The 23,252-nt window shown below is 71.8% G+C and carries 21 protein-coding genes; 15 read left to right on the top strand and 6 right to left on the bottom strand.

Annotated features, from left to right (window positions below):
• Window positions 1-5 precede the first annotated feature (5 nt).
• From WJM95_RS03510 to WJM95_RS03535, 6 genes are all read left to right on the top strand, one after another.
• A complete protein-coding gene (locus WJM95_RS03510; RefSeq protein WP_339127979.1) occupies window positions 6-2,570 on the top strand; it encodes an ABC transporter permease in 2,565 nt (854 codons plus the stop codon).
• A 96-nt stretch (window positions 2,571-2,666) separates the two neighbouring features.
• Complete coding sequence (locus tag WJM95_RS03515) at window positions 2,667-3,587, top strand: TIGR03621 family F420-dependent LLM class oxidoreductase (protein ID WP_339127980.1); 921 nt, start codon at window positions 2,667-2,669, stop codon at window positions 3,585-3,587.
• Between the two features lie 57 nt (window positions 3,588-3,644).
• Entirely contained in the window at window positions 3,645-4,070 is a 426-nt protein-coding gene (locus WJM95_RS03520) for a GNAT family N-acetyltransferase (protein ID WP_339127981.1), read from the top strand.
• A 222-nt stretch (window positions 4,071-4,292) separates the two neighbouring features.
• Window positions 4,293-5,618 carry a hemolysin family protein gene (locus tag WJM95_RS03525; RefSeq protein WP_339127982.1) on the top strand — a complete coding sequence of 442 codons (1,326 nt, stop codon included), beginning with the start codon at window positions 4,293-4,295 and terminating at the stop codon, window positions 5,616-5,618.
• Window positions 5,615-6,628: a hemolysin family protein gene (locus WJM95_RS03530; RefSeq protein WP_339127983.1), complete on the top strand. Its 1,014-nt coding sequence runs from the start codon at window positions 5,615-5,617 to the stop codon at window positions 6,626-6,628. Before WJM95_RS03525 ends, WJM95_RS03530 begins: the two co-directional genes overlap by 4 nt.
• Window positions 6,629-7,083: 455 nt before the next feature.
• Window positions 7,084-7,881 carry an SGNH/GDSL hydrolase family protein gene (locus tag WJM95_RS03535; protein WP_339127984.1) on the top strand — a complete coding sequence of 266 codons (798 nt, stop codon included), beginning with the start codon at window positions 7,084-7,086 and terminating at the stop codon, window positions 7,879-7,881.
• 685 nt (window positions 7,882-8,566) lie between these two features.
• On the opposite strand, the gene WJM95_RS03540 is transcribed toward WJM95_RS03535, so the two are convergent.
• A complete protein-coding gene (locus WJM95_RS03540) occupies window positions 8,567-10,084 on the bottom strand; it encodes a BN159_2729 family protein (protein ID WP_339127985.1) in 1,518 nt (505 codons plus the stop codon).
• Window positions 10,081-10,662 (bottom strand): sigma-70 family RNA polymerase sigma factor, encoded by a 582-nt coding sequence (locus WJM95_RS03545; RefSeq protein ID WP_339127986.1) that lies wholly within the window; start codon window positions 10,660-10,662, stop codon window positions 10,081-10,083. The genes WJM95_RS03540 and WJM95_RS03545 overlap by 4 nt, the downstream gene beginning before the upstream one ends.
• A 430-nt stretch (window positions 10,663-11,092) precedes the next feature.
• Here WJM95_RS03545 and WJM95_RS03550 point away from each other — a divergent pair, with 430 nt between their 5' ends.
• The 4 genes from WJM95_RS03550 to mug all read left to right on the top strand — a co-directional run bounded on the left by WJM95_RS03550 (window position 11,093) and on the right by mug (window position 14,416).
• Window positions 11,093-11,560, top strand: a complete 468-nt coding sequence (locus WJM95_RS03550) for a transcriptional regulator (protein WP_339127987.1) — start codon at window positions 11,093-11,095, stop codon at window positions 11,558-11,560.
• A gap of 210 nt (window positions 11,561-11,770) precedes the next feature.
• Complete coding sequence (locus WJM95_RS03555) at window positions 11,771-12,142, top strand: hypothetical protein (RefSeq protein WP_339127988.1); 372 nt, start codon at window positions 11,771-11,773, stop codon at window positions 12,140-12,142.
• A gap of 286 nt (window positions 12,143-12,428) precedes the next feature.
• Window positions 12,429-13,871 carry an adenylosuccinate lyase gene (purB, locus tag WJM95_RS03560; protein ID WP_339127989.1) on the top strand — a complete coding sequence of 481 codons (1,443 nt, stop codon included), beginning with the start codon at window positions 12,429-12,431 and terminating at the stop codon, window positions 13,869-13,871.
• A complete protein-coding gene (mug, locus tag WJM95_RS03565) occupies window positions 13,868-14,416 on the top strand; it encodes a G/U mismatch-specific DNA glycosylase (protein ID WP_339135336.1) in 549 nt (182 codons plus the stop codon). Before purB ends, mug begins: the two co-directional genes overlap by 4 nt.
• A 275-nt stretch (window positions 14,417-14,691) precedes the next feature.
• On the opposite strand, the gene WJM95_RS03570 is transcribed toward mug, so the two are convergent.
• From WJM95_RS03570 to WJM95_RS03580, 3 genes are read right to left on the bottom strand one after another with little or no spacing between them, the layout of a single operon-like run.
• Window positions 14,692-15,147 carry a hypothetical protein gene (locus WJM95_RS03570; RefSeq protein ID WP_339127990.1) on the bottom strand — a complete coding sequence of 152 codons (456 nt, stop codon included), beginning with the start codon at window positions 15,145-15,147 and terminating at the stop codon, window positions 14,692-14,694.
• Window positions 15,148-15,205: 58 nt separating this feature from the next.
• Window positions 15,206-15,931: an ABC transporter permease gene (locus tag WJM95_RS03575; protein ID WP_339127991.1), complete on the bottom strand. Its 726-nt coding sequence runs from the start codon at window positions 15,929-15,931 to the stop codon at window positions 15,206-15,208.
• 2 nt (window positions 15,932-15,933) lie between these two features.
• Window positions 15,934-16,863: an ATP-binding cassette domain-containing protein gene (locus tag WJM95_RS03580; protein WP_339127992.1), complete on the bottom strand. Its 930-nt coding sequence runs from the start codon at window positions 16,861-16,863 to the stop codon at window positions 15,934-15,936.
• 108 nt (window positions 16,864-16,971) lie between these two features.
• On the opposite strand from WJM95_RS03580, the gene WJM95_RS03585 reads away from it, so the two are divergent.
• From WJM95_RS03585 to WJM95_RS03595, 3 genes are all read left to right on the top strand, one after another.
• The gene (locus WJM95_RS03585) at window positions 16,972-18,135 is read left to right on the top strand and encodes a histidine kinase (protein WP_339127993.1); all 1,164 of its coding nucleotides are present in this window, start codon (window positions 16,972-16,974) and stop codon (window positions 18,133-18,135) included.
• Between the two features lie 14 nt (window positions 18,136-18,149).
• A complete protein-coding gene (locus tag WJM95_RS03590; protein ID WP_339127994.1) occupies window positions 18,150-18,812 on the top strand; it encodes a response regulator transcription factor in 663 nt (220 codons plus the stop codon).
• Window positions 18,813-18,909: 97 nt separating this feature from the next.
• Entirely contained in the window at window positions 18,910-20,067 is a 1,158-nt protein-coding gene (locus WJM95_RS03595; RefSeq protein WP_339127995.1) for an ROK family transcriptional regulator, read from the top strand.
• Window positions 20,068-20,325: 258 nt separating this feature from the next.
• Here the strand turns inward: WJM95_RS03595 and WJM95_RS03600 are convergent, their stop codons facing one another.
• Window positions 20,326-21,087 carry a GntR family transcriptional regulator gene (locus WJM95_RS03600; protein WP_339127996.1) on the bottom strand — a complete coding sequence of 254 codons (762 nt, stop codon included), beginning with the start codon at window positions 21,085-21,087 and terminating at the stop codon, window positions 20,326-20,328.
• 377 nt (window positions 21,088-21,464) lie between these two features.
• On the opposite strand from WJM95_RS03600, the gene WJM95_RS03605 reads away from it, so the two are divergent.
• Together WJM95_RS03605 and WJM95_RS03610 are read left to right on the top strand one after the other, a co-directional pair.
• A complete protein-coding gene (locus WJM95_RS03605) occupies window positions 21,465-22,118 on the top strand; it encodes an NAD(P)-binding domain-containing protein (RefSeq protein WP_339127997.1) in 654 nt (217 codons plus the stop codon).
• A gap of 232 nt (window positions 22,119-22,350) precedes the next feature.
• Window positions 22,351-23,181 (top strand): alpha/beta fold hydrolase, encoded by an 831-nt coding sequence (locus tag WJM95_RS03610; protein ID WP_339127998.1) that lies wholly within the window; start codon window positions 22,351-22,353, stop codon window positions 23,179-23,181.
• The last annotated feature ends 71 nt before the right edge of the window (window positions 23,182-23,252 follow it).

A 23,252-nucleotide genomic window follows, 5' to 3' on the forward strand; every position in this document is an offset into this window, starting at 1 on the left:
CGGTCGTGCTCAAGGCGACACTGCGTAGCTTTCTCGCGCACAAGGGGCGGCTGCTGCTGTCGGCGCTGGCCATCGTGCTGTCCGTGGCCTTCGTCGCGGGAAGCCTGATCTTCTCGGACACGGTGACCCGTACGTTCGACCGGCTCTTCGCCTCCACCGCGGCCGATGTGACCGTGGAACCCAGGAACGACCTGAAGTCCCAACTGCCCACTGGAGCGACGGAAACGGTCCCGGCCTCCCTCGCCGGCCGGCTCGCGAGGGTCGAGGGGGTCGCCGCCACCCACGTGGACGCCTCCGTGGAGAACGCCCCGGTCGTCGACAGCGCGAACAAGTCGGTCGGGCCGACGACGGGCGCGCCCACCATCGTCACCAACTGGCAGATCACCGAGCGCAGTCCGGTGAAGCTGACCTCAGGGCACGCGCCAAGCGGCGACGGCGAGGCGCTGCTCGACGCGGACACCGCCGACAAGAAGCACCTCGGCATCGGCGACACCCTCACCGTGCAGGCGCAGCCCGGCTCCTTCGCGGTCCGGATCGTCGGGATCGCCACCTTCACCACCACCAACCCCGGTGCCGCGCTGATCTTCCTGGACACCCCGACCGCGCAGACCAAGCTGCTCGGCCGCCCCGGTCTCGCCACGAGCATCTCCGTGGACGCCGCCAAGGGCGTCGACAACGCCCAGCTCAAGCGACGCGTCTCGGCCGAACTCGGCAACAGCACCTACGACGTGAAGACCGCGCAGGAGCAGGCGAAGTCGTCCGCCGAGCAACTCGGCGGATTCCTCGACGTCATCAAGTACGTGATGCTCGGCTTCGCCGGGATCGCGGTGCTCGTCGGGATATTCCTCATCGTCAACACCTTCTCCATGCTGATCGCCCAGCGCACCCGCGAACTCGGGCTGCTGCGGGCGCTCGGCGCCGACCGCCGTCAGGTGCGCCGGTCGGTGCTCACCGAGGCCCTGCTCCTCGGCCTGGTCGGCTCGACGCTCGGCCTCGCGGCCGGGATCGGGCTGGCGGTCGGGCTGATCAAGCTGATGACCGCCTTCGGCATGAACCTCAAGTCGACAGAAATGGTGATCGGTTGGCCGACTCCCGTGGCGGCGTACGTCGTCGGGGTCGGCGTCACGTACATCGCGGCCTATCTGCCGGCCAGGCGCGCGGCGGGCGTCTCCCCCATGGCGGCTCTCTCGGACGCCGAAGTCGCGGGCGTGGGACGGCCGTTGCGGGTACGGGCCGTGGTGGGCGGAGTCGTCGGCGCGGCCGGCGCCGCGGCTCTCGCGGGCTGCGCGGCCTCGACGAAGACCTCGACGGCGGCCTCGCTGCTGGGGCTCGGTGTCGTCCTGACACTGATCGCGACGGTGATCGCCGGACCGCTGCTGGTCCGTCCGGTGATCCGGGTCCTCGGCGGCGCGTTCCCGGCGATCTTCGGTCCGGTGGGCCGGATGAGCCAGCGCAACGCGCTGCGCAATCCGCGGCGCACCGGCGCCACCGCCGCCGCCCTGATGGTCGGACTCGCCCTGGTCGGCGGGATGTCCGTGGCCAGCGCGTCCATGAGCAAGTCCTTCGACCAGCAGATCGACAGGACGCTCGGCGCCGACTTCGTGCTCCAGAACGCCAACTTCGTGCCGTTCTCGCACGAGGTCACGGACAAGGTGCGCGCCACCGACGGTGTCGGGCTGGTCGTCCGGCAGCGGTTCACGCCGGTCGCGGTCAAGCTGCCCGACGGCAAGCGGGTGGAGACGACGGCCGCGGCCTACGACCCGCGGCTCGACGACGTCGCCCACGTCACGTACACGCGGGGCGACACCGCCGCGGCGCTGGGCGAGGGCCGCATCGCCATGGACGTGAAGTTCGCGAACGACCACGACGTGCGGATCGGCAGCACGATTCCGGTCGAGTTCCCCGCGGGCCGCACGGCCGAACTGACGGTGGGCGCGCTCACCGATCAGGGCGGCGGCGGGTTCGGGACACAGGGCGGACTCGTCTTCGGCTTCGGCACGATCGAGAAGTACGTGCCCGGCGGGCAGGACTCGGCTCTGTACGTGAACGCGGCCCCGGGCACGTCCCCGGAGAAGCTGCGCCCCCGGCTGGAGAAGACCCTGGAGCCGTATCCACAGGTCCAGGTCCGCGACCAGGCCGACTACAAGAAGCTCGTCCACGACCAGATCGCCGTGCTGCTCTACCTCGTGTACGCCCTGCTCGGGCTCGCCATCGTCATCGCCGTGCTCGGTGTGGTGAACACCCTCGCCCTGTCGGTCGTGGAGCGCACCCGTGAGATCGGGCTGCTGCGCGCCATCGGCCTCGGCCGGCGCCAGCTGCGCCGGATGATCCGTCTGGAGTCCGTGGTGATCGCCGTGTTCGGCGCGGTCCTCGGCCTGGCGCTGGGGATCGTCTGGGGTGTCTGCGTGCAGCAGGTGCTCGCGCTCCAGGGCATGAAGGCGCTGGCCATCCCGTGGACGACGATCGTCGCGGTCGTGATCGGCTCGGCCGTCGTCGGCATCGTCGCGGCGCTGCTCCCGGCCCTGCGCGCGTCCCGGATGAACGTGCTGGCGGCGATCGCGCACGAGTGACCCCGAGATCGCCCCGGGCCGCCCGGCCCGGGGCGTGACCTGCCACTTCTCCCCGGTCCGCCGAGGGCCCGGGGATCAGCGAGGAAGGGATGTCCGATGCCGCGCCCGTTCCGTTTCGGTGTGAGCCTGATCGCCCCGGCGACCGCGGCCGAGTGGGCCGCCAGGTGCCGCCGCGCCGAGGCGCTCGGCTACGACGTGATCACCGTGGCGGACCATCTGGGCATGCCCGCTCCCTTCCCCTCGCTGGTCGCCGCCGCGGCGGCGACCGAGCGGCCCCGGCTCGGCACCTTCGTGCTCAACGCGGGTTTCTGGAATCCCGCGTTGCTGGCGCGCGAGGTGGCCACCACCGCCGCACTGACGGGCGGCCGTCTCGAACTCGGCCTGGGCACCGGGTACATGGCGGCCGAGCACGCGACGGCGGGCCTGCCCTGGGGCACGGCGCGCGAGCGCGTCGACCATCTCCTGCGCACGGTCGAGGAGTTGAAGCGTCTCCTCGGCCCGGACGGATCGCTCCGGGACGGCACTCCGTGGCCGGGAGGGAAGGCTCCCGAGTCCGGGTCCGGCGGGCCGCCGCGGGTACCCCTGCTGATCGGGGCCAACGGGGACCGGATGCTCCGCATCGCCGCGGAGCACGCGGACACCGTGGCCTTCACGGGCGCGCGCACCGGGCGGAACGGCACCCTGGAACCGCTCACGGCCACCGAGCTCGACGCGCGCGTCGAGCTCCACCGGAAGGCGTCCGTCGGCCGCGAGGAGCCGGCCGAACTGAATCTGCTGATCCAGATCGTCTCCGTCACCGACGACCGGAGTGCCGCCGTCCGGCCGTGGCTGCCCCGCCTCCACGGGCTGACCGAGCGGGAGGCGCTCGATCTGCCGGTGGTCCTGATCGGGACGGTGGAGCAGCTGGTCGATCAGGTCCGTGATCTGCGGGAGCGCCATGGCTTCTCGTATCTGACGGTGCTGGAGCCGAACCTGGAGACCTTCGCTCCCGTGGTCGGCGCACTGCGCGGCCGGTGAGCGTCCGCATGGCGGAAATACCGTTCCGGCGTTCGGGCCCCGTGGTGGGATCGGACCATGACCGACTTGCGCGTACGGGCCGCTCGGCCCGAGGACCTCGACGCCGTGCTCGCCTTCTGGAAGGCGGCCGCGGAGGGCACCAGCATCAGTGACGACCGCGGCGGCGTGGAGGGGCTCGTCGCCCGGGACCCCGGGGCCCTGCTGCTCGCGGAGCGCGACGGGGAACTGGTGGGCACGGTGATCGCCGGCTTCGACGGCTGGCGCTGTCATCTGTACCGGCTGGCGGTCCGTCCGGACCGACGGCGCCTGGGGATCGGGTCGGCGCTGCTGGCCGCGGCGGAGGAACGGTTCGTACGCCTCGGCGGGCGGCGCGGGGACGCCATGGTGCTGAAGCGGAACGAGACCGCCCACCATGCCTGGCGTGCCGCTGGGTACACGCCGGAGGAGCACTGGCGACGCTGGGTGAAGCCGCTGACCGAATAGGCCGTCCCGGCGCGGACAGAGGCTCCGAGGGCGGGCGGCGGTCACCGGCGAGCGTCGCTTTGCCTGTCCTTTACCCTTGTTGGACCGTACTCCCTCCGACGAAAGGTGTGAGCGTCCGCCCATGGGCGAGCCTCCCAGTCCCCGCGGCCGTGATTCCCACGGCGACAGCGGACATCGCGCGATCCCCCCGTCCCTGGCCGATCATGGGACGGAGGTGACCCGATGACCGAAGTGTTGCTCCTGCTGGTCGCAGTTCTGCTGTCGCTGGCGTGCGGCGGCTTCGTGGCCGCGGAGTTCTCGCTGACCACGGTCGAGCGCAGCGAACTGGAACGCGCCGTGGAGCGCGGCGAGCGGGGCGCCTCCGGAGCCCTGAAAGCCGTACGGAACCTCACGTTCCAGCTGTCCGGCGCCCAGCTCGGCATCACCGTGACGAACCTCGTGGTCGGCATGCTCTCCGAGTCCTCGATCGCCAAGCTCATCGCGGGCCCGCTGGAGTCGCTGGGCGTCCCGGCCTCCGCCTCGCGCTCGGTGGCCCTGGTCATCGGTACGGCGCTGTCGACGCTCTTCCTGATGGTCGTCGGCGAACTGGTGCCCAAGAACTGGGCGATCTCCTCACCGCTGGCCGTGGCCAAGCGGGTGGCGACCCCGCAGCGCTGGTTCAGCGCCGCGTTCCGCCCGTTCATCGCCCATCTCAACAACAGTGCGAACCACGTCGTACGCCGCTTCGGCCTCGAACCGGCCGAGGAGCTGGCCTCCGCCCGTGGACCCCAGGAGCTGGCGGCGCTGGCCCGGCACTCCGCCAAGGAGGGCGCGCTGGAGGCGGACACCGCCGAACTGTTCGTGCGCACCCTGAACCTCGCCGACCTGACCGCGGAGAACGTGATGACACCCCGCGTCCAGGTCATGGCGCTCGACGTCCAGGCGACCTGCGAGGACGTGGCGAACGCGACCCGGGCGACCGGCCTGTCCCGGTTCCCGGTCTACCACGAGACCCTGGACGAGGTCGTCGGGGTCGCGCACATCAGGGACGTGCTGACGGTGCACGCCGCGAACCGCACCCAGACGCCCGTCTCGCAGATCATGCGCGAGCCGCTGCTCGTACCGGAGTCGCTGACCGTCGACCGGCTCCTGGACCGGCTGGCGGGCCGGCGCACGATGGCCGTGGTCATCGACGAGTACGGCGGCACGGCCGGCGTGGCCACGCTGGAGGACATCGTGGAGGAGGTCGTCGGCGAGGTCCGCGACGAGCACGACCCGCACGAGACCCCCGACCTCGCCCCGGTCGGCACGGACGCCGACGGCCGGGCGCTGTACTCGGCCGACGGGTTCGCCCGTACCGACCAGCTCGCCAGGGTCGGACTGCGCGTGCCGGACGGACCGTACGAGACGCTGGCCGGATTCATCGCGGCCGAGCTCGGCCGCATCCCCGCCGAGGGGGACACCGTCGAGGCCGACGACTGGCGGCTCGACGTCGTGGACGCCTCGGGACGGCGGGCCGCACGGGTGCTGCTGCACGCCCCGCACGACGCCGAGGAGAGCGCGCGATGACCGCCGTACAACTGCTGATCGGATTCGCGACCCTCGTCGTGAACGGCTTCTTCGTCGGCGCCGAGTTCGGACTGATCTCGGTGCGCCGCAGCCAGATCGAACCGCACGCCGAACGCGGCGACCGGCGGGCACGCAGTGTGCTCTGGGGCCTCGAACACGTCTCGGCGCTGCTCGCGACCGCGCAGCTCGGCATCACGCTGTGCACCCTGGTGCTCGGCATCGTGGCCGAACCCGCCATCGCTCACCTGCTGGAGCCGGTGTTCCACGCGGTGGGCGTCCCCTCGGGCGCGGGCCACGCCGTCTCCTTCGTCATCGCGCTCACCCTGGCGACGTATCTGCACATGCTGCTCGGCGAGATGGTGCCGAAGAACGTGGCGCTCGCGGAGCCCGTACGGACGGCGCTGGTGCTCGGACCGCCACTGGTGGCGCTGTCCCGCGCGCTGCGCCCGGTGATCTTCGCGGTCAACGCCTTCGCCAACGGGCTGCTGAAGCTGCTGCGGGTCGAGACGAAGGACGAGGTCGCGGCGACGTTCTCCGACGACGAACTCTCCCGTCTGGTGAAGGACTCCAGTGCGGCGGGGCTCATCGACCACCGTGCCCAGGAGCGGCTGCGTGACGCCCTGGAGCTGGGCCGCCGGCCCGTGCACGACGTGGTCCTCCCGGTCGAACGCGTCGTCTACGCGCGCGTGGGCGTCACTCCGGAGGAGCTGGAGCGGCTGTCGGCCGAGTCGGGGTTCTCCCGCTTCCCCGTCGTCGACGACGGACGCCGGATCGTCGGGTATCTGCACGTCAAGGACGCCCTGGACGCGGCTCCTCGGGAGCTGCCGTTCCGTGTCGAGGACATGCGGCCCATCGCTCGTGTCCGGGAGAGCACGCCCCTGGACGACGTGCTGACCGCGATGCGCCGCAGCCGTACCCATCTCGCCGGGGTCATGGGCAGCGACGGCCGGCTCACGGGACTGGTGACGATGGAGGACGTCCTGCGAGAGCTGTTCGGACAGCCGGCGTAGGCGCGGGAGGGGACCGCTTCGGGGTCCCGGCCGGGGCCGGACCTCGGGTCCGGGCGGTCGCTCGGGGGTCCCGGCCGGGGCCGGACCCCGGGTCCGGGCGGTCGCTCGGGGGTCCCGGCCGGGGCCGGACCCCGGGTCCGGGCGGTCGCTCGGGGGTCCCGGCCGGGGCCGGACCCCGGGTCCGGGCGGTCGCTCGGGGGTCCCGGCCGGGGCCGGACCCCGGGTCCGGGCGGTCGCTCGGGGGTCCCGGCCGGGGCCGGACCCCGGGTCCGGGCGGTCGCTCGGGGGTCCCGGCCGGGGCCGGACCCCGGGTCCGGGCGGTCGCTCGGGGGTCCCGGCCGGGGCCGGACCCCGGGTCCGGGCGGTCGCTCGGGGGTCCCGGCCGGGGCCGGACCCCGGGTCAGGACGGTCCGACAGACCGATGGGTATGTGTTCGGGTTACCATCTTTCTCGCCATGCAGATGAATGCCTCCTACACCAGCCTCGTCGCGGTCGGCGACTCCTTCACCGAGGGCATGTCGGACCTCTTGCCCGACGGCTCCTACCGAGGATGGGCCGACCTCCTCGCGGGCCGGATGGCGGCCCGCGCACCCGGTTTCCGCTACGCCAATCTCGCGGTGCGCGGCAAACTGATCGGGCAGATCGTCGACGAACAGGTGGACGTGGCCGCCGCGATGCGGCCCGATGTCATCACCTTGGTCGGCGGTCTCAACGACACCCTGCGGCCCAAGGTCGACATGGGACGCGTCCGCGGCCTGCTGGAAGAGGCCGTGGAGCGTCTCGCCCCGGCCTGCGAGCAGCTCGTCCTGATGCGCAGCCCCGGCCGCAACGGTCCCGTCCTGGAACGCTTCCGTCCCCGCATGGAGGAGCTGTTCACCGTCGTCGACGAGCTCGCGAAGCGGCACGGCGCCCTGGTGGTCGACCTCTACGGAGCGCCCTCGCTCGCCGACCCGCGCTCCTGGGACGTGGACCGGCTGCACCTCACCGCCGACGGACACCGCCGCGTCGCGGAGGCCGTGTGGCAGACCCTCGGATACGAGGCGGAGGACGCGGACTGGCACGTCCCGTCGGCGCCCACTCCGCCGCCCGGCTGGGTCTCCCGGCGCACCGCCGACGCACGCTTCGCCCGGCAGCATCTCCTGCCGTGGATCGGGCGTCGGCTGACGGGGCGCTCGTCCGGCGACGGACTGCCCGCGAAGCGGCCCGAGCTCCTGCCCTACAAGGGTCCGGTCACGGACGGTCGCGGCGCCTGATCTGGTGGCCGCGGGGCCGGGCGGAAGCCCGCCGGACGGCTTCCGCCGTGTCGCTCTCTCGAGTGACACGGCGGCCCATGCTCCGCATGAAGCAGACGCTACCGGTTCCCCCTCGTCCGCCACAGGGCGCACGGGGGGCGCTCGACAGCGCGAGAGTGCCGTTGCCGCGCTCGCACACGCCCCGGAAGTACGGCCGGGCCCGGCGCGTACGCCGGGCCCCGCCGACGGCCCCTCCAGCTTTGCGGAGCATGGAGAGGAGCCGTCTCGTCACCCTGGACGGGATGACAAGTAACAGGCCAGCCGCGAGTTACAGCTGGAATCAACATCAAAGCACTCATGCGTGGGCCTGAGAAGTACGCGCCGAAGCGCCGTGGGAGGAACTTGCCTCCGCCTTTCAGCGGTGTGGCCGGGGCAAAGACGGGTGCGTACCTTTTGGCACCGACACGCCACCGCTGGACCGATCAGGGCCGATGTGCCCCATCGGCACCGTTGCGGCGGGCCGTCGGCAAGGTGGGAAACCAGCCACGTCACGCGACCACGCCTGCCACAGGCCGATATCGCTCTGCGCCAGGTGCAGTACACGGAACGTGACCGGAAGTGGACATGCGTGCCCGGTTCGCCTCATGCAGAGGGGTGGGGTGCCACGCGTGAGAAACAGCCAGCCGCGGCGGCGCACCGCCGACGGTCAGGCGCTGTCCCCGGCCATTCCGCCGGTGGGCAGAGGTGTCGCCGTCAGCGGGCCGTGCGCCATGACGATCGAGGCGAGCGGGTAGGGGGGACCGTCGGTGCCGCGCAGGATCAGCAGAGGCATCCCGCGTTCGTCCTGGCGCCGGCCGAGGGACAGCCAGATGCGGTCGGTCCGGTCGACCTGCCCCATCCCGAGGTCGTAGATCCGCCCCCAGAGGTAGAAGGGATCGAAGGCCGCGTCGCTCGCCTCCTGGAGGAGGTCGGGGACACCGTGCGCGGTGAGGTGGACGGCGACCCCGTCGAGCGTTCCCGCGGCCACCTGCGCGTGTCCGGCCGTCCTGGTCCGCACGTTGCGGGGGGCCCCGATCGCGTCGAGCCAGTACTCCCAGTCGTCCAGGCACGTGGCCTTGATGGCCACCGTCACCCGCTCGCCGTCCGCCGTGATCTGCATGGCCTCCAGGCGTGCGAGGTGGTCCGACTGGAGGCTCGCGGCGACGGAGACCGCCCGGGCGGAGGCGCTGCCCCAGCCGACCACGCGCGACCGCGCGGCGGCCGGCCGGACCCGCGGGACCTGGCCGTCGACGCGCTTGGGCACCGGCGAAGCACCGTGCTCCGCCATGATCCGGCCTGCGCCGCGGTCCGCGAGATGCAGGACGATCGCACCGCGCGCGGGCGGCACGAGCGGTGCGCCCACAGAGGTCCGGTCGTGCCGCGGCTCGGGGCCTTCGGCTCCGGAACCCGGTCCCGTGCCGTCCAGCACCGCGGCGGCGGCATGGTCGCGCCGGGACTCGGGCGCGTCGCCGCCGGACGCCGGGCCCATGAGCTCCGGGACGGACGCGGGTGAGTGATCGCGCCGCGGCTCGGGGCCTCCAGCACCGGAACGGGACCCCACGAGGTCGGGCACGGAAGCGGGGCCGTGATCACTCCGAACCTCGGCCCCCTCACGCAGGGAAACCGGCCCCAAGAGCTCGGGCACGGACGCCGGACCGTGATCACGCCGGGACTCGACCCCCTCGCGCACGGAAACCGGCCCCAAGAGCTCGGGCACGGACGCGGGGCCGTGATCGCGGCGCGGCTCGGGTCCCTCGCCACGCGGAGCGGTTTCCTCGTGGTCCGTCCCGGGTGCGGGAGCGCGGTCGTGCCGGGGTTCCGAGCCGTCGGCACCGGGGTCCCGCTCCTCGCGGTCCGGCGCGGACGCCCGCTCGCCGTCGTGCCGCGGCTCGACCTCGTCGCCCGGGATCAGCCCCTTGCGGTTGAGCGCGGTGGCGATCCGCATGGCGACCTCGCTCGGGTAGCCGCAGTCCTCGACGATGGTGTCGACCGCCGCGTGATAGGCCTCCGGGCAGTTCTGCCCGGCCTCGACCTGCGTCCGCAGCCGTTCGAGGACGCCGGCGCCGCCCGCCTCCACCAGACGCCCCTGCGCTTCCAGATCGGCGACGAACTCCCGCGCGAAGGCGCTGAGTTGCTCGGCGAGATGAGCTTCGACGGCCGAACGCATCCCAGGCACGGTGGTCATGCCGCCACCCCCAGATACTCACTGCGCAGCTTGGCCAGCGCTCTGAACTGCAAGGTCTTCACGGCGCCTTCGGACCGTTCCATCTGGCGCGCGGTCTCCAGCACCGAGAACTCCATCAAGAACCTGCGCGTGAGGACCTCGCGTTGCGGTGGCCGCAGTTGTTCCAGCGCCCTGCGGAGCAACTCCTCGTCCAGACTGATCAGTACGGTGTCCTCGGTACTGACCGTGAGATCCTCGTCGAAGCCGAGCATGTCCTCGACGACGAACTCGCGGCGCTGGGCACTCTTGCAATGGTCGATGACCTTGTTCCTGGCGATGGTGATCAGCCACCCCACGAACCCGATACCTCGATAGGTGAAAGTCCCGCGTTTCATCCAGGCGTTGAGAAAGGTCTCGCCGGTGATGTCCTCGGCGACCTGCCGATTGCGTACGCGGCGCTGCACGTAGGCCAGGACCGCGGGGTGGTGCAGTGCGTAGAGCTCCCCGAACGCGTCCCGGTCTCCCGCGAGCGCGCGGGCGATAAGGGCCGGTTCTCTGGTGTCGAACCGCGGTGTGGCGGCGTTAGCCTCGGCGATCAAGGCCTACTCCGTTCATGAGTGGATGAACTGTGGTGGGCAGGTGCTGCGACGGACCGCTCAGGCCGTGGCCGCCGGGCCCGGGCGCCGGTGACCGGGTCGTCGCGTCCGAACGTTTCGAGGCGTCCCCCCGCGGATGCCTCGCAGCTCCGGTGCCTGTTCGAGCCGATGCCGAGGCGGTGCAAATAGGGTCCCCTCAAAGGGACTTGCATACGTGCGACTAACTCACAGTCATGCAACATATGCAACTTGCGTACATGCACGCAAGTTGCTTCGCCGGTATCACGGCGAGACTTTTTGCTGGGAACTGGCGTGCGAGCCGTCCCTCTTGGCCTGCCATGACACTCATACACCAATTGACCTGCGAAGATGCACGCATGCAAGTCGCGTGCAAGTTGCATACACGCGCGCTAGTCTCCGGACCATGCGGAGCATGGAAGAGTCCCCCCACGAGTCCCGCGACGAGCGACAAGCTCTCGCAAGGAGGGTGGGCGAGTACCTCACGAACGCTGCGACAGCGGCCGGGTACGACGTCCGCCCACGAGCAGGCGGCCGGGTTCAGCTGGCCACCTCGATTGGAGTGAGCCTCACGACGATCAGCAGGACGCTGGAAGGAAAGACCCTCCCCCTTCCCTCGCAACTGACGACATGGGCGTCAGTACTCGGCCTCGACCAGCGAGAGATGTTGGTGAACAGCGGCATGCTTCCGCCGGAACACGGGCCTCAGCCCGCGGTACGGAGGGTAGCCTCAGCAACACTCACCCCGGAGGAGGCCATGGACGCATGGGGAATCACTGATCTCAGAATCCGCACAATGCTCAGCGGGAACATCGTCCAAGCGATCGAGCTCCAAAAGGATCTCGATGCCGACGACAGCCGGGGGGCCACTGCAAGGGGGTAACAAGACGTGGCGTACAGACTGGCATTCGCGTCCGCCGCCAGCTGCACAGCCGGCTGGACATTCGTGGGCGTAGGCGTCTGGCACCATACATGGGAGTTGGCGACAGTCGGGATCGGCCTGTTAACCATGGGCGTGGCCGGGGCACTTGCTGCTCTGCTCCGCCACACGGTGAGCCAGGCCGACGCCCGAACACGGCATGATCTCAGCGTCATGGCAGAGCACCGACGACGTCTTGAGCTGGACATGCACAGGCGCGAGCTGGACCTGGCCCAACGAGAGAAAGCCATGGCCCGCAGGGCCACCATCACCGCCATCAGACTCGGCAGCCATGCCAGAGCCCTCGACGACGCGCGGAACGCGAACACGGCACTGCGCGCCAAGAACTCCCGGCTCATGCAGGAGATCGAGGAAGTCAACGACGAGCGCAACCAGCTGATCATGGCCGAGCTCACGCTCGCCCACGACCGGTTCACCTCCAAGACCTACGGGGCCCTGCGCGCTGTGGTCGGCAGCGAACAGTCCCGCCCGGATCCGCACGCCCAGGCAGGCTACGGAAGCCGTCCCCCGCGGTCGGGATCCTGAGCACGAACCCTGCGAAAACGTTCCACCACGGCATCCGCCCATCAATACGGTGAACAACTCCCTTCTGTTCAAAGGAGTTGAGCGTCAATCCGCCGAGAGCACCGGCGGTCGGCAGGAGCGACGACGTGATCTGTGGTGCGCGCCGAGCGCGACACCTCTCCCACGTCCCCGCACCTCTCACGCACACCCCGGTCCGCCGGGGGGTGCCGCTCCGCCCTGACCTGCGCATCCGGGACGCGGCGGACAGAACGGAACCCTCGTCGGACAGCCGGTATGCTCCGTACACGTGACAGCCGCGCCTGCAAAGCCCCGTATCCCGAACGTTCTCGCCGGACGCTACGCCTCCGCCGAGCTCGCCACGCTCTGGTCCCCCGAGCAGAAGGTCAAACTGGAGCGTCAGCTCTGGCTCGCCGTGCTGCGGGCGCAGAAGGACCTCGGGATCGAGGTACCGGACGCCGCGATCGCCGACTACGAGCGTGTCCTCGACCAGGTCGACCTCGCCTCGATCGCCGAGCGCGAGAAGGTCACCCGGCACGACGTGAAGGCACGGATCGAGGAGTTCAACGACCTCGCCGGGCACGAGCACGTGCACAAGGGCATGACCTCCCGCGACCTCACCGAGAACGTCGAGCAGCTCCAGATCCGGCTCTCCCTGGAACTGATGCGTGACCGCACGGTGGCGGTCCTCGCCCGGCTGGCCAAGCTCGCCGGCGAGTACGCCGAGCTGGTCATGGCCGGCCGCTCGCACAACGTGGCCGCCCAGGCCACCACCCTCGGCAAGCGCTTCGCGACCGCCGCCGACGAGATGCTCGTCGCGTACGGCCGCCTGGAGGAGCTGCTCGGCCGTTACCCACTGCGCGGGATCAAGGGCCCGGTCGGCACGGCCCAGGACATGCTCGACCTGCTGGGCGGCGACGCGGCCAAGCTGGAGGACCTGGAGCAGCGGATCGCCGGTCACCTCGGCTTCTCGCGTGCCTTCACCTCCGTCGGCCAGGTCTACCCGCGCTCCCTGGACTACGACGTCGTGACCGCGCTGGTGCAGCTGGCGGCCGCCCCCTCCTCGACGGCCAAGACGATCCGGCTCATGGCCGGGCACGAGCTGGTCACCGAGGGCTTCAAGCCCGGCCAGGTCGGCTCCTCCGCGATGCCGCACAAGATGAACACCCGCTCCTGCGAGCGTGTCAACGGCCTGATGGTCATCCTGCGCGGCTACGCGTCGATGACCGGCGAGCTGGCCGGCGACCAGTGGAACGAGGGCGACGTGTCGTGCTCGGTGGTCCGCCGTGTCGCCCTGCCGGACGCCTTCTTCGCCCTGGACGGTCTGCTGGAGACCTTCCTGACCGTCCTCGACGAGTTCGGCGCCTTCCCGGCCGTCGTCGCCCGTGAGCTGGACCGCTACCTCCCCTTCCTGGCGACGACCAAGGTCCTGATGGGCGCGGTGCGCGCCGGTGTCGGCCGCGAGGTCGCCCACGAGGCGATCAAGGAGAACGCCGTCGCCTCCGCCCTCGCCATGCGCGAGCAGGGCGCCGAGCGCAACGAGCTGCTCGACAAGCTCGCGGCGGACGAGCGGATCCCGCTGGATCGCGCTCAGCTCGACGAGCTGATGGCCGACAAGCTGTCCTTCACGGGAGCCGCGGCCGGTCAGGTGGCCGTCGTCGTCGGCCGTGTCGAGGAGATCGTGAAGCAGCACCCGGAGGCCGCCGGCTACACGCCCGGGGCGATCCTCTGACCAGCCTCACCCGAGCGGACCTGGAGGCCGCCCGCGACCGGCTCGTGCCGGATGTCGTCGCGGCCGGCCTCTCGGTGCTTTTCTGCGGTATCAACCCGGGTCTGATGACGGCGGCCACCGGCCACCACTTCGCCCGGCCGGGCAACCGGTTCTGGCCGGTGCTGCACCTGTCCGGGTTCACTCCGCGGCTCATGAAGCCGTCCGAGCAGGACGAACTGCTCTCCTACGGGCTGGGCATCACGAACGTCGTGGCGCGGGCCACCGCACGCGCCGACGAGCTGAGCGCCGAGGAGTACCGCGAGGGCGGGCGGCTGCTCGGCGAGAAGGTGGAGCGGCTGCGTCCCGAGTGGCTGGCGGTGGTGGGAGTGACCGCTTACCGATCGGCGTTCGGCGACCGCGCGGCGCGCATCGGTCCCCAGGAGCGGACGATCGGGTCGAGCCGGGTGTGGGTACTGCCCAACCCCAGCGGCCTCAACGCGCACTGGACCGCGGCGACGATGGCCGAGGAGTACGGCCGTCTGCGGGCGGCGACGCGGACGTCCTGAGGCGGCCGGACCGACGCCGCTGTGGCAATCCGCCTGACCGGCACCCTTGTCACTGACCGTCGCAGGACCGGCACCCCTGCGACCGGCCGCCGCAGGACCGGCCGCGCTGCGGCAGCCCGCGCCGGCTCGCCTTCGACGGTGCCGTCCCTCTGCTCACCGAGTCACCGCGGGCGGTCTCCGTGGCCACAGGCGGCTGCTGTCTCCGACCACAGGTGGCTGCTGTCTCCCGGATCGCTGGGGCCCGGTTCCCCGATCACTGGGGCCCGGTTCCCGGATCACGGCGGATCCACGTCCGTGATCACCGCCAGCAGTCTGAACTCCTGGTCCTCGCCGAGCCGGGAGATGCCGAGCAGCACCCAGCGGCCGATGTCGTCCACCCTCCACACCTGCGCGTTCCTCATGTGCGAACCGAGGGACGCCCAGGGCTCCGGTATGTGTTCGTCGCCCTGCTGCGCGCGCAGGAACACGCCGTCGAGGCTCATCCAGTGCGGATCCCCCCAGCGGTCGCCGAGCCGTTGCGCCAGGGCCTCCCGCTGTGCCTCGTACTGCTCGGCCTCCTCCCTCTCCCCCTCCGGGCCCGCCGCGGAACCGGTGCTGCGCTCCAGCTCGACGACATGGAACCCCGCGCCCCCCGGACCGCCGTAGGACCCGGAGACCGACCCGCCGTGCCCCGTGGGAAACTCCTCGGCGCACAGCCGGTCGATCCTGTCGAGATGGTCCGCGATGGTCATGACGTCCAGTAAAGCTGCCACCACTGACAATTGGTGAGGCGTCAGGAAGCCGCTGCGGTCACACGTCCCTGCGCCGGACGCACCAGGCGCCAGCGCCCAGTGCCGCGGCGGTCCACAGGGCGGTCACGGCCAGCCCGCTCCAGGGGCCGAGCACTCCGTCCGCCGTCTCGCGCAGGACCATCTGACCTGCCTGGTCCGGCAGGAAGTCCGCCACGGTCCCCGAGGCTCCCCCGACGACGAAGGACACGATCAGCAGGAACGGGGTCAGGATGCTCAGCGTGGCGACCCCGCTGCGCAGGGCGGCCGTCAGACCCGCCGCGAACAGGGCCATCAGAGCCAGGTAGACCGAGCAGCCGGCCACTCCCCGCACCTCTTCCGCCCAGGTCAGCCCCTCCGCCCGGGAACCGAGCACGGACCTGCCCGCGACCAGTCCCGCCACGCCGGTGACCAGGCCGGTTCCCAGGGCCGGTACGCCGATCGCCACCGTCTTCGCCAGGAACCAGCGCCCCCGGTCGGGCACCGCCGCGAGCGAGAGGCGCAGCGCGCCGCCCTGGTACTCGGCCGAGACCGCCTGGGTTCCGAAGGTGATGGCCGCGATCTGGCCGAAAGTCACACCGAAGAACGTCGTGAAGAGCGGGTCGAAGTCCGGGGCGGACGAGTCGTCGAGCCCGGCGAGCGCGGAGAAGACGACGGTGGCCGCGAGGACGGCCGCCAGACCCCACAGGAGCGGGCGCAGCGTCCGAATCTTGATCAGTTCCGCACGGAGTGCGGGTGCGAAGGACATGGTCAGGCCTCCTGGGGCTGCGTCGGGGTGGCGGCGAACTCGGCCTCGCCGGCTGTCAGGTCCAGATATGCCTGCTCCAACGTGCCCTCTTCGGCGGCGAGTTCGAGAACAGTGAGACCGGCGGCCGAGGTGAGGCGGCCGATGTCCTCCAGTCGTGCGTCGCGTGCGGTCCAGCGGCCCTCCTCGCCCTCGACGGCCTCGATGCCGTGGTGCGCGAGCAGTTCGCCCAGGGCGCGGCTGTCGCTGCCGCGGACCCGTACTCGGGGCTGCACGCGCGCGTCGATGAACCCGCGCATGGGCAGGTCGGCCAGGAGCCGGCCGCGGCCGAGGACGACGAGGTGGTCGGCGAAGGAGGCGGTCTCGTTCATGAGGTGGCTGGAGACGAGGACGGTGCGCCCCTCCCGGGCCAGGCGGCGCAGCAACTCCCGGATCCAGATGATCCCTTCGGGGTCCAGACCGTTCGACGGTTCGTCGAGGAGCACCACGGGCGGGTCGCCGAGGAGGGCGGCCGCGATGCCGAGCCGCTGACGCATGCCCAGGGAGTACGTCCGCACGCGACGCCGGGCCACCGAGGCGAGCCCGGCCTCCTCGAGGACCTCGTCCACCCGGCGATCGGGGATGCGGTTGGAGGCGGCCAGCGCTCTCAGGTGGTCCCGTGCGGTCCGCGATCCGTGCGCTGCTCCCGCGTCGAGGAGGGCGCCCACCTTCCGGAGCGGCTCGTCGAGGGTGGCGTACGCGCGGCCTCCGATGGTTGCGGTGCCTGAGGTGGGCCGGTCGAGGCCCAGCACGAGCCGCATGGTGGTGGACTTTCCGGCGCCGTTGGGGCCGAGGAATCCGGTGACGCGGCCCGGGAGGACGCTGAAGGTCAGGCGGTCCACGGCTCGCTTGCCGCCGTACTCCTTGGTCAGGTCTTGGACGTCGATGCTGGTCATGGGCCCAGCCTGGCCGTCGCCGACCGGTCGGCGCCTCCCCCACGCGTGGAGATCCTCTCCCCCGCCCGGGGGAGGTCGGTTGTCAGTACCCGCTGGCACGATGACGGGATGGCCCGGTTTCTGCGCCCGCTGCTGTGGGGGACGACGTACACGCGTTTGCTGCACCTGTGGGTGCCGATGCTGTTCATCAGCGTGTGGCTCTACATCGACGCGACAAGGCCGTGGGTGCCCGCGCTGATGCTCGTTCCGCTGGGGCTGATCCCGGCCGTGCGACGGGGCGAGGGCGTGCAGGCGCGGTTCATGCTGGCGCCGGGCGAGCGGGGCGGGGAGGACACGGCGTTCTCGGTCGCGCCTTCGGCCGCCATGAGGGACCGGTGGCGGACCGTCCTCTGGCTGGAGGCGCGCATGCTCCTGGGCGTGACGGCCTCCATGGCCACCGTGTGGCTGCCCATGTTCGCCGTCGACCTCACCAGGTCGGCCCTCGGCTACTGGCCGTCCGGCGACCCCGTGATCAGGCTCCTGGACCCGCACTGGAGCAGCGCCCTGCTGATTCCGCTGCCGCTGCTCGCCCTGTACGGCGCCGTGGTCGGCCTCGGCGAGCTGATCACCGCGCTCGCGCGGCGGCTCCTCGGCCCCTCCGCCAGTGAGCGGCTCGCCGCCCTGGAGGAGCGCACCGAGCAACTCCTGGAGCGCAACCGCATCGCCCGTGAGCTCCACGACTCCATCGGCCACGCGCTCACCGTCGCGGTGGTGCAGGCCGGTGCCGCGCGCGCGGCCGGCGACCCGGAGTTCACCGCCCGCGCCCTGACGGCCATCGAGGAGACGGGACGGGCCGCCCTGGAGGACCTGGAGCGGGTGCTCGGGGTGCTGCGCGAGGCGGACCGGCCCGTGAGCGCGCGCCCCACGCTGACCGACGCCGACCGGTTGCTGGAGTCGGCCCGCAGTTCGGGGGCCAAGGTGGACGCCGAGGTGGCGGGCCCGGTGGAGACGGTGGCGGGCCCGGTGTCCAGAGAGGGCTACCGCATCCTCCAGGAGGCTCTCACCAATGTGCTCCGGCACGCCGGGAGTGTCCCGGTGCGGGTCCGTATCGAGGTCCGGGACGGCACGCTCTCCCTGGAGGTCCGCAATCCGCTGCCGGACGGCGGAACCGGTGCCGGCCGGGGCAGCGGCCTGCGGGGCATACGGGAGCGGGCCGCGCTGCTCGGCGGCAGCGCCCGGACGGGCCCGCACGAAGGTGACTGGCAGGTGCATGCGGAGCTGCCACTGCACTGATCTACGCTGGCCGGATGCCGGTCACCGTTCTGCTCGTCGACGACGAACCCCTCGTACGCGCGGGGCTGCGCGCCGTTCTGGAGGCACAGCCCGACATCGAGGTCGTCGGTGAGGCCGCCGACGGCGCCGCCGTGATCCCGCTGGTCAGGCGGTTGCGTCCGGACGTGGTCGCCATGGATGTCCGGATGCCCCTGATGGACGGCATCGAGGCCACCCGGGCGATCCTGCGGACGGTCGCCGACCCGCCCAAGATCATTGTGGTGACGACGTTCGAGAACGACGAGTACGTCTACGAGGCGCTCCGCGCGGGAGCCGACGGATTCCTCCTGAAGCGCGCGCGGCCGGCCGAGATCGTCCACGCGGTACGGCTCGTGGCCGAGGGCGAGTCCCTGCTGTTCCCCGCCTCCGTACGGCAGTTGGCGGCCGACCACGGGGACGGCGGGGCCAGTCCGGCGGCCCGCGCGGTCATGGAGCGGGCCGCGCTGACCGAGCGCGAGGCGGACGTGCTGCGGCTGATGGCCCGGGGGATGTCCAACGCCGAGATCGCCGCGCGGCTGGTCGTCGGCACCGAGACGGTCAAGTCGCACGTCAGCTCCCTACTGGCGAAGCTGGGGGCCCGGGACCGTACACAGGCGGTCATCGCGGCCTACGAGTCGGGGTTCGTCGCACCGGGCTGACGGCGGCCCGCGGACCGAAAGGGTCCCCGGCCCTCGCCGGGGTCCTCCGCGACGAGTACGATCCGGCCAACACGCGTACGAGCTGGGAGGACAGACGTTGGGGCAGTTGACCGGCGGGGATCCCTCTCTGCTGCGACGGATCAATTCCGCGGTGGTGCTGCACGCCCTGCGTGCCACGGACTGCGCGACCCTCACCGAGATCACCCGGGTGACCGGACTGTCACGGCCGACGGTCGAAGGAGTCGTCGAGGGGCTGATCGAGAACGGCCTCGTCGTCGAGAAGGCGGCCGAGGAGGGCGCCACGCGGCGCCAGGGGCGTCCCGCGCGCAGGTTCCGGTTCCGGGCCGAGGCGGGGCATCTGCTGGGCCTGGAGATCGGCCCGCACCGCGTCGCGGCCCTGCTCGCGGACCTGGACGGGCGCGTGATGGGCGCGATGGCCAAGGACGTGGAGGAGACGGCGTCCGCCGACGAGCGGCTCGAACGGCTGCGGGTGGCCGTCGCGGAACTGCTCCGCAGGGCGGGTGTCGCCCGCAGCTCGCTGCGCGCGGTGGGCGTGGGAAGCCCCGGCATCGTGGAGGCGGACGGCACCGTACGCCTGGGCACGGCGCTGCCGGAGTGGACGGGCCTGCCGCTGGGCGAGCGGCTGAGCCGTTCCTTCAAGTGTCCGGTGCTCGTGGAGAACGACGCCAACGCGGCGGCGGTCGCGGAGCACTGGAAGGGCTCGGCGACCGAGGTCGACGACGTGGTGTTCGTCCTGGCGGGGCTGAGTCCGGGCGCGGGCGCGCTGATCGGCGGGCGGCTGCACCGGGGGTTCGGCGGAGCCGCAGGCGAGATCGGCGCGCTGCATCTGCTGGGCCGCGACGTCACCCCCGAGACGCTGCTGTCGACGACGGACGAGCCGCTGCACCCGCTCGACGAGCAGGCGGTCGCGAAGGTGTTCGCGCTGGCCAAGGACGGCGACCTACGGGCGCGCGCCGCGGTCGAACGGTTCATCCAGCGGCTGGTGCACGACGTGGCCGCGCTGGTCCTCGCCCTCGACCCGGAGCTGGTCGTCATCGGCGGCTGGGCGGCCGGTCTGGACGGCGTACTGGAGCCGCTGCGCCGGGAGTTGGCGCGCTACTGCCTGCGTCCGCCCAGGGTGGCGCTCTCGATGCTCGGAGAGGCGGCCGTGGCGACCGGCGCGCTGCGGCTGGCCCTCGACCATGTGGAGGAGCAGTTGTTCGCGGTGGAGGGGACGGTGACGGCGCGCCGCTGACGCGCCGTCGGGGCACCCGTGCCGGCGCCGACCGCCGGTCCGGCATCGGTCCCGGACCCGGTCCGGATTCGCCTTCGGGCCCGGCCTGGAGCCCGGTTCGACCTCGGTCCGGTCTCGGTCCGGTTCAGCCTCGGTCCGGTCCGGTTCGGCCGGGATCTCCGCCACCACCGCGAAACCCGTCGCCCCCGAGGTGTTCCGGGGTGCGACGGGTGGGGTGCGGACTCCTCCCGGACGGTGCGGCGGTCCGGGGCCGACGGCTCAGGAGGCCCGGCGCTCCGGGTCGTGGTGGATCTCCACACCGCCGGAATCGCCGAACGTGAGCCGGCAGGTGTCGGCACGGTACGTGGCGACGGACACCGCCGCCGCACGCCCTTCGCTGAAGAAGCGGGTGGTGACGACGAGAACGGGTGCTCCGGGAAGGCGGTCGAGCTCCTTGGCGTCGTCCGCGCGGGCCGAGCCGAGCTCGACGGCACGGTCCTGGCCTTCCAGTTCCAGGCGCTGGAGCTCCCGCAGCACGGCACGCGCGCGTGCGGCGCCCGAGGGCGCGTCGATCGCCGACAGGTCGGGCACCGAGGACGCCGGGATGTAGAGGAGTTCGGCCGCCACGGGCTGACCGTGTGTCACCCGGGACCGGCGGACGATGTGCACCTGCTCGCCGTCCGCGGTCTCCAGCATGCCGGCCACCGTCGCGGGAGGCGCGGCCACCGTGCAGTCCGCGGCGTGCCAGGCATCGCCCGTCGCCCCCGGCCAGACGTGCTGTTCGGTCCCCACGGCCACCCCCACGCGCGGCGGCGCGACGGTGGTGCCCACTCCGCGACGGCGCTGAAGACGGCCCTCCAGCTCCAGCTGTTCGAGCGCCTGGCGCAAGGTCGCCCGGGCGACTCCGAAGCGGGCCGCCAGGTCACGTTCGTTGGGCAGGATCTCCCCCACCGTGAACTCGGAGTCCAGCGCTTCGCTGAGCACAGTCCTGAGGTGCCAGTACTTCGGTTCCGGCACCGATTCCAACTGCGTGGTCCCCACCCTGTCCTCCGCAATCGCCGTGGCCCGGCGGCGTTTTAACGCCCTTGTTTATTAAAGGTTCCTGCACTATCCCTGCGACGATAGGGCTGCCCCCACCCTTGGTCAAGACCAATCCTGGAACCCGTACGGTTTGCACAGGCGCCCCGCGGCGCAGCGTTCACGGGGTGTTCGCGCCGGGCGACGTTCGTGACACAACGCCGAAAGCCCCCGTACAAAGACGGGCACTTTCGCGGTCTCGCCCGCCTCGTCGGATGCGTCCACCGGGGGCCGATCGAGGAACCGCGGTCCGCGGTGTCCGGGCGGGACGGCGTCCTCCGGAGCACAATGACCACGGGCCGCCGGTGGCCGACGGTCCCGAGGCAACGGGAGGAATGACCATGCGCTACGGAGTTCTGGGCACGGGTGACGTGGGGCGCACCCTGGCCGGCAAGCTGGTCGAGCTGGGGCACGAGGTCACCCTGGGCTCGCGCACGAAGGACAACGCGGCGGCCGTCGAGTGGGCCGAGGGCGCGGGTCCCACGGCGCATCACGGCACCTTCGCGGACGCCGCGGCGTTCGGCGACGTGGTCGTGAACGCGGTGGGCGGGCGGATCGCGCTCACCGTGCTGGACTCGGCCGGGGAGGAACACCTCGACGGCAAGGTGCTGCTCGACGTGTCCAACCCGATGGCGTTCGAGGACGGCGAACTGCGCCTGTCCCCCGTCGAGTCGGACAGCGTGGGCGAGCAGATCCAGCGGGCGTTCCCGCGGGCCCGTGTGGTGAAGAGTCTCAACACCGTCAACTGCCAGGTGATGGTGGACCCTTCGAAGGTGCCGGGCGAGCACCAGATCTTCGTGTCCGGTGACGACGAGAGCGCCAAGGGGCAGGTGACGGCACTCCTGGGCGAGTTCGGCTGGCCCGCGGGCCGCGTGCTCGACCTCGGGGGCATCCGGACCGCGCGGGCCGCCGAGATGTATCTGCCGCTGTGGCTGAACCTCATGCGGAGCATCGGGCACCCGGACTTCAACGTGGAGGTGCGCCGGGCGCGTTAGGGCGGGCCGCGGGATCGGGGAGGCCGGGGCGGCTCCGGCGGCGCCCGGAAGCCGGGTGCGGCCGTTCGGTTCGGGCGAGCCGGATGCGGCCGCTCGGTCTCGGGCGAGCCGGATGCGGCCGTTCGGGGCCTGGCGTGCGGTTCGCGAGGGTTCGGGGCTACCCGTCGGTAGCAGTTGCTGACAAGCTGTCTACGAGATGGTTCGTCACGGCGTTCAGACGAGGAGCAGTTCCATGTCCGAAACGGTCACCGTCAGCCTCCCCTCACCGCGCGGCCCGAAGGCGGTCACCGTGTCCTACGCGCGCGTGGGCACGGGCGAGCCGCTGCTCCTGCTGCACGGGATCGGCCACCACCGCCAGGCCTGGGACCCGGTCGTCCCCATCCTCGCGGCCGAACGCGACGTGATCGCGGTCGACCTCCCGGGCTTCGGCGCGTCCCCGGCACTGCCCGAAGGACTCACCCACGATCTGCCGACGGTGGTCCCCCTGCTCGGGGCGCTGTGCGAGGCCCTGGAGATCGGACGGCCGCATGTCGCCGGCAACTCGCTCGGCGGGCTGCTGGCCCTGGAACTGGGCCGCGAGAAGCTCGTACGGTCCGTGACCGCGCTCTCGCCCGCCGGCTTCTGGTCACCGGTGGAGCGGCGCTACGCCTTCGGCCTGCTGATCGCCATGCGCCAGACGGCCCGGCGCATGCCGCTCCCGGTCGTCGAGCGGCTCTCCCGGTCCGTGGCCGGGCGGACGGTGCTGACCAGCACCATCTACGCCCGGCCCGGCCGCCGTTCACCCGACGCGGTCGTCGCCGAGACCCTGGCCCTGGCCCACGCCGAGGGATTCGCCGAGACCCTCCGGGCAGGCACGAACGTCCAGTTCACGGACGACATCCCGACACTGCCCGTCACCGTGGCCTGGGGTACCAAGGACCGGCTCCTGATGCGCCGCCAGGGCGTCCGGGCCAAGCAGATCATTCCGCGGGCCCGGCTGGTGCGGCTCCCCGGCTGCGGGCACGTCCCGATGAACGACGACCCGGCGCTCGTCGCCCGCGTCGTCCTGGACGGCAGCCGCTGAGCCGTCCCCGGCGCGGGGGGCGGGACGGCCCTGGGTGACGGCACGTGAGCCGCGTCCGACCAGGAGGCGCA

The organism is Streptomyces sp. f51, from assembly GCF_037940415.1.
In the GTDB taxonomy this organism is placed as follows: domain Bacteria; phylum Actinomycetota; class Actinomycetes; order Streptomycetales; family Streptomycetaceae; genus Streptomyces.